Source organism: Streptomyces sp. NPDC005648 (assembly GCF_040605395.1).
GTDB lineage: Bacteria > Actinomycetota > Actinomycetes > Streptomycetales > Streptomycetaceae > Streptomyces.
Window position 1 is genome coordinate 1 of record NZ_JBEXCS010000067.1, and the last position, 11,143, is coordinate 11,143.

Genomic DNA, 11,143 nt, shown 5'->3' on the forward strand with positions numbered 1-11,143 from the left:
AGTTGCTCGCGTCCACTGTGTTAGTTCTGAGGCAACGACCGTGTCGTGTTCCGGTTGACAGCTTCATAGTGTTTCGGTGGTTATAGCGTGAGGGAGACGCCCGGTTACATTCCGAACCCGGAAGCTAAGCCTTACAGCGCCGATGGTACTGCAGGGGGGACCCTGTGGGAGAGTAGGACGCCGCCGAACTCCTTTTAGAGCTCTGGCTCTTGGGCACACAAGCCCAGGAGCCAGAGCTTTTTTGCGTTGAGGTAGGGTCAGGGGGCATCGTTGGCTCGTTTCCCACAGGAGGCCCCCGGGTGGAGGTCCAGGAGACGCGTGTCCAGACGGACCGTGTCCTCACCATCCCCAACATCCTCAGCATGGCGCGTCTCGTCGGCGTGCCGATCTTCCTGTGGCTGATCCTCAGGCCGGAGTTCGGGGGACCGAAGAGTGACGGGTGGGCGCTGCTGGTGCTGGCTCTGAGCGGAGTCAGCGACTACCTGGACGGGAAGTTGGCGCGGCGCTGGAACCAGATCAGCAGTCTGGGCCGGCTCCTCGATCCCGCGGCCGACCGGCTCTACATTCTCTCGACATTGGTCGGACTCACCTGGCGCGAGATTCTGCCGATCTGGTTGACCGCTGTACTTCTGCTGCGAGAGTTGGTCCTCCTGGTGATGGTGGGCATCCTCAGGCGGCACGGCTATCCGCCGCCGCAGGTGAACTTCCTGGGCAAGGCGGCCACCTTCAACCTGATGTACGCCTTCCCGTTGCTCCTGCTCAGTGACGGATCTGGATGGATCCACTCACTCGCTGCTATTTTCGGATGGGCGTTCGCCGGATGGGGTACAACGCTGTACTGGTGGGCAGGAGTCCTCTACGTGGTACAAGTCCGCCGTCTGGTTCGTGCGGACGCCATGGCCGACTGAACTCGCCGATTGCTGCGGCCGTAGCGGCGCGATGGCCCCCGGCGTAGAAGTGCGGGACAATCTGACGGGTGAAGTCGGCCAGACCGTCGTCTCTTTGAGGAGGACGCTTCCGACATGAAGGCCGTCGTGATGGCCGGAGGCGAGGGCACACGCCTTCGCCCCATGACCTCGAGCATGCCCAAGCCGCTCCTACCCGTGGCGAACCGCCCGATCATGGAGCATGTGCTGAGGCTGCTGAAAAGGCATGGGCTGAACGAGACCGTCGTAACAGTCCAGTTCCTGGCCTCCTTGGTCAAGAACTACTTCGGTGACGGCGAAGAGCTCGGAATGGAGCTTTCCTATGCCAATGAGGAGAAGCCACTCGGTACCGCCGGGAGCGTGAAGAATGCCGAAGAGGCGTTGAAGGACGATGCTTTCCTCGTCATCTCCGGCGATGCGCTGACCGACTTCGATCTCACCGAGCTCATCAATTTCCACAAGGAAAAGGGTGCGCTCGTCACCGTGTGTCTGACGCGTGTGCCCAATCCTCTGGAATTCGGCATCACGATCGTCGACGAAGAGGGAAAGGTCGAGCGCTTCCTCGAGAAGCCGACCTGGGGGCAGGTCTTCTCGGACACGGTGAACACCGGCATCTATGTGATGGAGCCCGAGGTCTTCGACTATGTCGAGCCCGATGTGCCCGTCGACTGGTCCGGCGATGTCTTTCCCCAGCTGATGAAGGAGGGCAAGCCGATCTACGGCTATGTCGCCGAGGGCTACTGGGAGGACGTGGGCACGCACGAGAGCTATGTGAAGGCCCAGGCCGACGTCCTGGAGGGCAAGGTCGACGTCGAGATCGACGGTTTCGAGCTTTCCCCGGGGGTCTGGGTCGCCGAGGGTGCCGAGGTGCATCCGGATGCCGTGCTGCGCGGGCCGCTGTACATCGGTGACTATGCCAAGGTCGAGGCCGGCGCCGAAATTCGTGAGCACACCGTCGTCGGTTCGAACGTCGTCGTGAAGAGCGGCGCCTTTCTGCACAAGGCCGTGGTGCACGACAACGTGTACGTGGGCCAGCACAGCAATCTGCGTGGCTGTGTGGTCGGCAAGAACACCGACATCATGCGCGCCGCTCGGATCGAGGACGGCGCGGTCATCGGTGATGAGTGTCTGATCGGTGAAGAATCGATCGTTCAGGGCAATGTACGGGTCTACCCGTTCAAGACCATCGAGGCCGGTGCCTTCGTCAACACCTCGGTCATCTGGGAGTCCAGGGGCCAGGCCCATCTCTTCGGCGCCCGTGGGGTCTCCGGCATCCTGAACGTCGAGATCACGCCAGAACTCGCCGTCCGCCTCGCCGGTGCCTACGCGACGACCCTCAAGAAGGGTTCCACCGTCACCACGGCCCGCGACCACTCCCGGGGTGCCCGCGCCCTCAAGCGGGCGGTGATCTCCGCTCTCCAGGCCAGCGCCATCGACGTACGGGACCTGGAGAACGTGCCGTTGCCCGTGGCCCGTCAGCAGACCGCGCGCGGGAGCGCCGGCGGGATCATGATCCGCACCACACCCGGGGTGCCGGACTCCGTGGACATCATGTTCTTCGACGGGAACGGGGCCGACCTCTCGCAGGGCAGCCAGCGCAAGCTGGACCGGGTGTTCGCGCGCCAGGAGTACCGGCGTGCGTTCCCCGGCGAGATCGGTGACCTGCATTTCCCGGCCAGTGTCTTCGACTCGTACACCGGTTCGCTGCTGCGGAATGTCGACACGACCGGCATCACCGAGTCCGGGTTGAAGGTCGTCGTGGATGCTTCGAACGGCAGTTCAGGGCTTGTGCTGCCCAGTCTGCTCGGGAAGCTCGGCGTGGACTCCCTGACGATCAACCCCGGTCTCGACGAGTCCCGGCCCACGGAGACCGGTGACCAGCGGCGTTCCGGGCTCGTGCGGCTGGGCGAGATCGTCGCCTCGTCCCGGGCGGCGTTCGGCGTGCGGTTCGACCCCGTCGGTGAGCGGCTCTCCCTCGTGGACGAGAAGGGGCGGATCATCGAGGACGACCGGGCCCTGCTCGTCATGCTCGACCTGGTCGCCGCCGAGCGGCGCAGCGGTCGGGTGGCGCTCCCGGTGACCACGACCCGGATCGCCGAGCAGGTGGCGGCCTATCACGGCACGCAGGTCGAGTGGACGACCACCTCACCCGACGACCTCACCAGGGTCGGCGGCGACGACACGACCATCTTCGGCGGTGACGGCAAGGGCGCCTTCATCGTCCCGGAGTTCAGCAGTGTCTTCGACGGTACGGCGGCCTTCGTGCGCCTGATCGGTCTGGTGGCGCGGACGCAGCTCACGCTCAGCCAGATCGACGCCCGTATCCCGCGTGCGCACGTCCTCAAGCGGGATCTGGCGACTCCCTGGGCCGTCAAGGGACTGGTGATGCGCCGGGTCGTCGAGGCGGCCGGGGATCGCTTCGTGGACACCACCGACGGGGTACGGGTGGTGGAGACCGACGGGCGCTGGGTGATGGTGCTGCCCGACCCCGCCGAGGCCGTCACCCATCTGTGGGCGGAGGGTCCGGACGACGCCTCCGCGCAGGCCCTGCTCGACGAGTGGTCGGCCGTGGTGGACAGCGCGGGCCGCTGAAAGACGCAGCACGCGTGCGTGCCGGACAGGTGTCCCCAAGGGGGCCTGTCCGGCACACCGGTGGGGCCGTTCGGAGGTAGTGGTCGCAACGTGCGACGATGTGCGGCATGCCGCAGCAGCCCCCCATTCGGAGCACACCGACGCGCCCCTCGCGGCCGGACGCGTCCATGTTCCTGCTCACCAATGTCATGGACCACAGCCTCGACGACGGATACGCCGAGGCCGCCGCCCGCAAGAAGGCCGAGGGCGCCGGCGGGATGCCCAAGACGCTCCGGGCGCGGCTGGGGCTTGCCGCGGGGCTGGTCCTCGCGGCCCTCGTGGTGACCGTCGGGGCGGCGCAGGCGCGTGTGGCGGCTCCGGTCGTGGCCAAGGAGCGCCAGGAGCTGATCGACCGCATCGACCGGGAGACGACGACCGCGGACAAGCTGGAGGGCTCGGTCGACAAGCTGCGTGACGACGTGAGCACGCGCCAGCGGGAGGCTCTGAAGAAGAGCGGCACCGGAGACCAGTCGGAGCTGGTGGGCGTCCTGTCGGGCGCCGTCGCGGTACACGGTCCAGGTGTGAAGCTGGTCGTGAACGACGCCAAGGAAGCCACCTCCGGGGGCAACGGCAACCCGCGCGAGACCACGGACTTCTCCGACACCGGACGGGTCCGCGACCGCGACATGCAGCGCGTCGTCAACGGGCTGTGGGAGTCGGGCGCCGAGGCCGTCTCCATCAACGGGCAGCGGCTGACCGCCCTGTCCGCGATCAGGGCCGCCGGGGACGCGATACTGGTCGACAACAAGCCACTGGTGCCGCCTTACACGGTGCTCGCCGTGGGCAACGGCAAGCAGCTGAGCACCACGTTCCAGAACAGCGCCGACGGCCTCTACCTGCACGCGCTGCAAGAGGACTACGGCATCCGGACCGCCATCTCCGTGGAGAGCGACCTCCGGCTGCCCGCGGCACCGAGTGTGATCGTACGTACAGCACAGCCGAAGACCGAGAAGACTGAGAAGGGCACATCGTGATCGCCGTACTGGGCCTCGTCGTGGGAGTCGTGGCCGGACTGTTGGTCCGGCCTGAGGTTCCGGCGGTCGTCGAGCCTTATCTGCCGATCGCCGTCGTCGCGGCGCTCGACGCCGTCTTCGGTGGTCTGCGGGCCATGCTCGACGGGATCTTCGACGACAAGGTCTTCGTGGTGTCGTTCCTGTCCAACGTGGTGGTGGCCGCGCTGATCGTGTTCCTGGGCGACAAGTTGGGCGTGGGCGCCCAGCTGTCCACCGGAGTCGTGGTGGTCCTCGGCATCCGTATCTTCTCGAACGCCGCGGCGATCCGCCGGCACGTCTTCCGGGCGTGAGGCGATGAGCGAGAACGAGGAGACGCCCGAGAACCGGCTGCGCAGGGAACTGCCCGAGGAAGTACCCGCGACGCCCCCGGAGGCCGCGGCGTCCGCCGAGGAGGCGGCGAAGCCCGAGCTGACCGGCAGGCAGCGGCTCGTCGAGGGACTGTGGCCCCCGCGCGTCAGCCGGGCCCAACTCATCGTCGCGCTGCTGCTGTTCGGCCTGGGTTTCGGTCTTGCGGTCCAGGTGGCCTCGAACAGCGACAGTGACAGCGCGTTGCGCGGCGCCCGCCAGGAGGATCTTGTGCGCATCCTCGATGAACTGGATGACCGCACACAGCGTCTTGAAGACGAGAAGCAGGGACTGGAGAAGCAGCGGGACGAGTTGGAGAACAGCTCGGACCAGGCGGAGGAGGCCCGTAAGCAGACCGTCGAGAAGGAGAGGCAACTCGGCATTCTGGCGGGCACGGTGGCCGCGCAGGGCCCCGGCATCACGATGACGATCGAGGACACGAAGGGGACGGTCGAGGCGGACATGCTGCTCGACGCGATCCAGGAGCTGCGCGCCGCGGGGGCGGAGGCGATCCAGGTGAACGACGTCCGCGTCGTCGCAGGCACGTATCTCTCGGACTCGGGCAAGAGCGTCAGCGTCGACGGGAACAAGATCAAAGCGCCCTATCGTTTCAAGGTCATCGGCAAGCCGGCGGATCTCGAGCCGGCGCTCAACATCCCCGGAGGCGTGGTGCAGACTCTCGAGAAGGAGCAGGCCACCGTCACCGTCGAGCGGTCGAACAAGATCGTTGTGGACGCCTTGCGAGCCGCGAAGCGGCCTGACTACGCTCGGTCGTCCTCGCAGTGAACCGGGGGTGCATGCGGGGCGTCCGGCAGGGGCATGAGGTTGCGGGGGGTCGGCGCACCGATTGGGTGGTGCGTGGTGGAAACTGTCTGGTGGTCACGGACGTTGTGAGGATGTCCGGGTCACCCGGCGTATTGAGTCAGGGTTCGTCCTGCCCCACGGGCGGGTCTGTTTCGGTCAAGGGGAATCGCCCGTGAAGTTGTTTGCGAAGTTGTTCGGCAAGAGCGCGCGAGAGGGCAGCGACAATGCCACCGCTCGGCATCGCGCGCAGCCCGACGAGGAAGGCCCGCGTCCGCTGTTCCGGGACCAGGTCGGCGGTTCGGGCGGTGACATTCCCGGAGGTCAGGGCGCGCCGTCTGTTGACCCTGCGCAGTCCGGCGGCATAGGTTTCGGGCAACCGTCAACCTCAAGTACGGGTGGAGGGTTTTCCCCTATGTCGGCCCTGGTGTGTACGAGGTGCGGTAACCGCAACGCGGAGAACAGCCGCTTCTGCTCCAACTGCGGCGCTCCCCTGCGGGCGGGCGCGACGCCGGAGCGTCCGTCCGAGACGACCTCCACGATCTCCATCTCCGGTCTCGAGGCATACGATGCCGAGGTGACCGGTCAGACGCAGTTGCCGGCGCTCTCGCCCGAGGCGCAGGCGGCCGTCGACGCGCTGCCGCTGGGCTCCGCCCTGCTGGTCGTGCGCCGCGGCCCGAACTCGGGCAGCCGCTTCCTCCTGGACGGCGACCTGACCACGGCCGGCCGTCACCCTCAGAGCGACATCTTCCTGGACGACGTGACGGTCTCGCGCCGGCATGTGGAGTTCCGCCGCGGGGCGGACGGCTCGTTCACGGTGGCTGACGTCGGCAGTCTGAACGGCACGTACGTCAACCGCGAGCGGATCGACCAGGTCGCCCTGAACAACGGCGACGAGGTCCAGATCGGCAAGTACCGGCTGGTCTTCTACGCGAGCCAGCGGGGCTACTGACCCGCTCCCGGACACCGTCCGGGTGGGACCCCAGGGAATGTCCATGCTTCAAACACCGAGCGGTGGTGCCGGCCACGGCACCACCGCCACGGACAGCGGACTGATGAGCATCGGCACGGTGCTGAACGCGCTGCGTGACGAGTTCCCCGAAGTCACCATCTCCAAGATCCGCTTCCTGGAGTCGGAAGGGCTCATCGAGCCGCAGCGGACCCCCTCGGGCTACCGCAAGTTCACCGTCGGTGACGTGGAGCGCCTCGGGCACGTCCTGAGGATGCAGCGGGACCACTACCTGCCGCTCAAGGTGATCCGCGAGCACCTGGACGCCATGGAGCGCGGTGAGGCGGCCCCGCTGCCCGCGGTGGGCCGTCAGCGGGACGGCGAGGCCGCCCTGGAGATCGTGGAAGGGCCCACGGCGGCCCGGATCGGCAAGGCCGAGCTGCTCGCCGCCGCCGGGATCGGCGAGGACGAGCTCAAGGAGTGGGAGTCGTACGGGCTGCTCGCCCCGTTGCCCGACGGGGCGTACGACGCCGAGACGGTCACCGTCGCGACGCTCGTCGTGGAGCTCGGGCGGTTCGGGATCGAACCGCGGCACCTGCGGGTGATGAAGGCCGCCGCCGACCGGGAGGCGGGTCTCGTGGACCAGGTGGTGGCTCCGCTCAAGCGGCACCGCAATCCGCAGACCAGGGCCCACGCCGAGGCCCGTACCAAGGAGCTGGCGGCGCTCACCGTGAAGCTGCACGCGGCCCTCGTGCAGACCGCGCTCGGCGTGCGTCTGCCCTGAGCCGGGAGCGTCCGCCGAGGCCGGATCGGTCCCCCAATCTCTGCCCGACTACCCAAACATCCCGGGCACGTCCTAGGGTTGCTGTGTGAACGAGCTCGATGTCGTAGGTGTCCGGGTCGAAATGCCCTCCAACCAACCGATCGTGCTCCTGCGTGAAGTGGGAGGCGACCGCTACCTCCCCATCTGGATCGGGCCCGGGGAGGCGACGGCGATCGCCTTCGCCCAGCAGGGCATGGCCCCCGCACGACCGCTGACCCACGACCTGTTCAAGGACGTGCTGGAAGCCGTCGGCCAGGAGCTCACGGAAGTACGCATCACCGACCTGCGTGAGGGCGTCTTCTACGCGGAGCTGGTCTTCGCCAGCGGAGTCGAGGTGAGCGCCCGCCCGTCCGATGCCATAGCGCTGGCCCTGCGCACCGGGACGCCGATCTACGGCAGTGACGGCGTGCTCGACGACGCGGGTATCGCGATCCCGGACGAGCAGGAGGACGAGGTGGAGAAGTTCCGCGAGTTCCTCGACCAGATCTCCCCGGAGGACTTCGGCACCAGCAGCCAGTGAGGCGCGGCCGGCCCGGCGGATCCCCGGTCCGTGGCGGGCCGGTTTCGGTTGGTCCGGTTTCGAGCGGTCCGGGCTTGAATGCTGGCATTTGCCACCGGCGAGTGAGTGCGTCCTGCGGCTCGCTCCGAGCGCATTCGGCTAGCCTTTCCCCGCGATGGGGTACGGGAAACCACTCCTAGGGTGATTATCACTCGGCGTGCCGAGTGTGGCGGTCGTTGACGCACCCCTGGTGGCTGCCTACCTTCGAGGAGGCAGGTCAAGGACGGAGGTCGGCGTGAGAAGCAGCGGCGACGGTACGGCTGGGGGTGCCCCCGGACGTGAGGTGGGGGGAAGCCTTCCGTACCCGCTTCCCGGCAGCGCGGCCGATCACGCTCCCCAGCGACCGACGGCCGTGCCCAGCAGCGGAGGGGCGACGTCCATGGCGTCCGAGCAGATCGGCTACCGCGGGCCGACGGCCTGTGCGGCCGCCGGCATCACCTACCGGCAACTCGACTACTGGGCGCGCACCGGCCTCGTCGAGCCGAGCGTGCGGCCCGCCCACGGGTCGGGGACCCAGCGGCTCTACAGCTTCCGGGACGTCGTCGTCCTGAAGATCGTCAAGCGGTTCCTGGACACGGGTGTGTCGCTGCAGAACATCCGCACGGCCGTGCAGCATCTGCGCGAGCGCGGTTTCCGGGACCTGGAGCGCATGACGCTCATGAGTGACGGCGCCACCGTCTACGAGTGCACCTCGCCCGACGAGGTCCACGCGCTGCTCCAGGGCGGCCAGGGGATCTTCGGGATCGCCGTCGGCGTGGTGTGGCGGGACGTCGAGAGCGCGCTCTCGCAGCTGCACGGAGAGCGGATCGACACCGGCGAGACCCTCATCGGGCAGAACCCGACCGACGAGCTGGCGCGGCGCCGCAACCGGGCCGTCTAGACGGGAGCGGCGGTCCCCTCAGGGCGTCGACAGCCTCCGGGCGGTCGTACGGGGGCGTTGTCAGTGGCGTAGGGCAGCATCGGACATGTGAGAAACGCGCCCACGATCCTGCATCTCGACATGGATGCCTTCTACGCCTCGGCGGAGCAGGCGTCCAAGCCGAGCCTGCGCGGGAAGGCCGTGATCGTGGGCGGGCTGGGGCCGCGTGGGGTGGTGGCCACGGCTTCGTACGAGGCGCGGGTCTTCGGAGTGCGGTCCGCGATGCCGATGGCGCAGGCGCGGCGGCTGGCGCCGAACGCCGCGTATCTGGTGCCGCGCTTCGGGTTCTACCGGGCGATCAGCGAGCAGGTGATGGGGCTGCTGCACGGGCTGTCGCCGCTGGTGGAGCCGCTCAGCCTGGATGAGGCGTTCGTGGACCTGGAGGCCGGTCAGGCGGCCTGGGACGCCTCCTCGGCCCGACTGGTCGGGGAGAAGCTGCGGGCCGACATACGGGCCGTCACGGGGCTCACCGGGTCGGTGGGGCTCGCCGCGTCCAAGATGCTCGCGAAGATCGCCTCCGAGGAGGCCAAGCCGGACGGGCTGGTCCTGATCGAGCCCGGCACCGAGCGGGCGATGCTGGGGCCGATGCCGGTGCGGACCCTGCCGGGGGTGGGGCCGGCGACGGGGGACCATCTGCGGCGGGCCGGGATCAGCACGGTGGACGACATCGCCGAGGCCGGGGAGGACGAGCTCGTACGGCTGCTGGGCAAGGCCCACGGGCATGCCCTGCACGCCATGGCGCTGGCCCACGACGACCGGCCCGTGGTCGCCGAGCGGGAGGCCAAGTCGGTCTCCGTCGAGGACACGTACGACGTGGACATCCATGACCGGCTGCGGGTGGGGATGGAGGTGCAGCGGCTGGCGGACCGGTGTGTGCGGCGGCTACGGGGGGCCGGGCTGTCGGGGCGGACCATCGTGTTGAAGGTGCGGCGGTACGACTTCTCGACGCTGACCCGGTCGGAGACGCTGCGCGGGCCCACCGACGATCCGGCGGTGGTGCGGGAGGCCGCGGCTCGGCTGCTGGAGGGCGTGGACACGACGGGGGGTGTGCGGTTGCTGGGTGTGGGGGTGAGCGGGCTTGCCGACTACACGCAGGAGGACCTGTTCGCGCAGGCGGCGGGGGAGGGGACTGAGCTCGCGGACGACGAGGGGGAGCAGGGCGGTGCGGTGGAGGAGCGGGTCGTGGTGGTCGAGCGCCGGTGGTCGGCGGGGCACGATGTGCGGCATGCCGAGTTCGGGCACGGGTGGGTGCAGGGCAGCGGTCTGGGACGGGTGACGGTGCGGTTCGAGACCCCGGGGTCCGAGGTGGGGCGGGTGCGGACGTTCTCGGTCGATGATCCTGAGCTGGAGCCGGCTGATCCGTTGCCGTTGGTGGAGGGGGGAGCAGGGGTCTCGGTGGACGAGGTTCGGGGGTGAGCGGTGCTGGGGCTGGAGGGGGGGAGTGCCGCTCGCCCGCGCTTGCGGGGTGCCGCTGCGCCCACCCGTGCCGCCCGAGCATCACGACTGCACGCAGCCACGCAGGTTCCAGCGGTTCTACGCCCCCGCGTCCTCCGTGCCCGCCAGCCTGCCGAAGTCCCGGTCGGGGAAGGGGGGAGGCGGGGCCACGTCCAGGCCGTAGTGGTGGTAGAGCTGGAGTTCTTGTTCGGGGGAGAGATGACGGCCTACCCCGAAGTCGGGGGCGTCCTTGATGAGGGAGCGGTCGAAGGGGATGTGGAGGGTGCCCTCGATCAGCTCGCTGGGCTCCAGCGGGACGAAGGCGTCGCGGGAGAAGAGGCCGGTGCGTATGGCCGCCCACTCCGGCACGCCGGTCGCGTCGTCGAGGTAGACCTCGTCGATGGTGCCGATCTTGGTGCCGTTGCGGTCGAACGCCTTGCGGCCGATCAGATTGCGCGGATCGATGTCGGTCTGCACGGGGCCCTCCACTGGTTCGCCACTCGCAACTCATCCGTAAGCACTACAAAAGAGCACATTGGACAAGGTGGCCACTCGAACGCCCCGGTGCCGACCTCGCTGGTACGCTGGCAGCGGCTGCTGACCCCGCGCGGGAGAGTCCTCCGGAGAACTTCCGGGGGCGCCGAAGGAGCAAATCCTCCCCGGAATCTCTCAGGCACACGTACCGCACGGACGAGGTCACTCTGGAAAGCAGGGCGGGTGTCGACGGCTTCCGCTCTCACCGA

11 protein-coding genes, 1 rRNA gene and 1 riboswitch are annotated in these 11,143 nt (G+C 68.3%); of the genes, 11 read left to right on the forward strand and 1 reads right to left on the reverse strand.

All coding sequences use genetic code 11. The features are described 5' to 3' along the window. Positions 1 to 72 precede the first annotated feature (72 nt). The 11 genes from rrf (at position 73) to ABZT17_RS31150 (ending at position 10,382) form a co-directional block, all read left to right on the forward strand. A 5S ribosomal RNA gene (gene rrf / locus ABZT17_RS31100) occupies positions 73 to 189 on the forward strand. 110 nt (positions 190 to 299) lie between these two features. Continuing rightward, positions 300 to 908, forward strand: coding sequence for a CDP-alcohol phosphatidyltransferase family protein (locus tag ABZT17_RS31105; protein WP_356353650.1), 609 nt, complete (start codon positions 300 to 302; stop codon positions 906 to 908). A gap of 114 nt (positions 909 to 1,022) precedes the next feature. Then, positions 1,023 to 3,518 carry a mannose-1-phosphate guanyltransferase gene (locus ABZT17_RS31110; RefSeq protein ID WP_356353651.1) on the forward strand — a complete coding sequence of 832 codons (2,496 nt, stop codon included), beginning with the start codon at positions 1,023 to 1,025 and terminating at the stop codon, positions 3,516 to 3,518. Positions 3,519 to 3,625: 107 nt separating this feature from the next. Next, positions 3,626 to 4,531, forward strand: coding sequence for a DUF881 domain-containing protein (locus ABZT17_RS31115; protein ID WP_356353653.1), 906 nt, complete (start codon positions 3,626 to 3,628; stop codon positions 4,529 to 4,531). Continuing rightward, a complete protein-coding gene (locus ABZT17_RS31120) occupies positions 4,528 to 4,860 on the forward strand; it encodes a small basic family protein (RefSeq protein ID WP_003988855.1) in 333 nt (110 codons plus the stop codon). Before ABZT17_RS31115 ends, ABZT17_RS31120 begins: the two co-directional genes overlap by 4 nt. Before the next feature lie 4 nt (positions 4,861 to 4,864). Further along, positions 4,865 to 5,701 (forward strand): DUF881 domain-containing protein, encoded by an 837-nt coding sequence (locus ABZT17_RS31125; RefSeq protein ID WP_356353655.1) that lies wholly within the window; start codon positions 4,865 to 4,867, stop codon positions 5,699 to 5,701. Positions 5,702 to 5,762: 61 nt separating this feature from the next. Next, entirely contained in the window at positions 5,763 to 6,668 is a 906-nt protein-coding gene (locus ABZT17_RS31130; RefSeq protein ID WP_356353657.1) for an FHA domain-containing protein, read from the forward strand. A 43-nt stretch (positions 6,669 to 6,711) separates the two neighbouring features. Then, positions 6,712 to 7,449 carry a MerR family transcriptional regulator gene (locus tag ABZT17_RS31135; protein WP_356353659.1) on the forward strand — a complete coding sequence of 246 codons (738 nt, stop codon included), beginning with the start codon at positions 6,712 to 6,714 and terminating at the stop codon, positions 7,447 to 7,449. 85 nt (positions 7,450 to 7,534) lie between these two features. Beyond that, positions 7,535 to 8,008: a bifunctional nuclease family protein gene (locus ABZT17_RS31140; RefSeq protein ID WP_004002801.1), complete on the forward strand. Its 474-nt coding sequence runs from the start codon at positions 7,535 to 7,537 to the stop codon at positions 8,006 to 8,008. A gap of 274 nt (positions 8,009 to 8,282) precedes the next feature. Beyond that, entirely contained in the window at positions 8,283 to 8,927 is a 645-nt protein-coding gene (locus tag ABZT17_RS31145) for a MerR family transcriptional regulator (RefSeq protein WP_356353661.1), read from the forward strand. Positions 8,928 to 9,014: 87 nt separating this feature from the next. Continuing rightward, positions 9,015 to 10,382 carry a DNA polymerase IV gene (locus tag ABZT17_RS31150; protein WP_356353662.1) on the forward strand — a complete coding sequence of 456 codons (1,368 nt, stop codon included), beginning with the start codon at positions 9,015 to 9,017 and terminating at the stop codon, positions 10,380 to 10,382. 117 nt (positions 10,383 to 10,499) lie between these two features. On the opposite strand, the gene ABZT17_RS31155 is transcribed toward ABZT17_RS31150, so the two are convergent. Then, the gene (locus ABZT17_RS31155; RefSeq protein ID WP_356353664.1) at positions 10,500 to 10,877 is read right to left on the reverse strand and encodes a PRC-barrel domain-containing protein; all 378 of its coding nucleotides are present in this window, start codon (positions 10,875 to 10,877) and stop codon (positions 10,500 to 10,502) included. 121 nt (positions 10,878 to 10,998) lie between these two features. Continuing rightward, positions 10,999 to 11,095, forward strand: a riboswitch (glycine riboswitch). Positions 11,096 to 11,143: the final 48 nt, after the last annotated feature.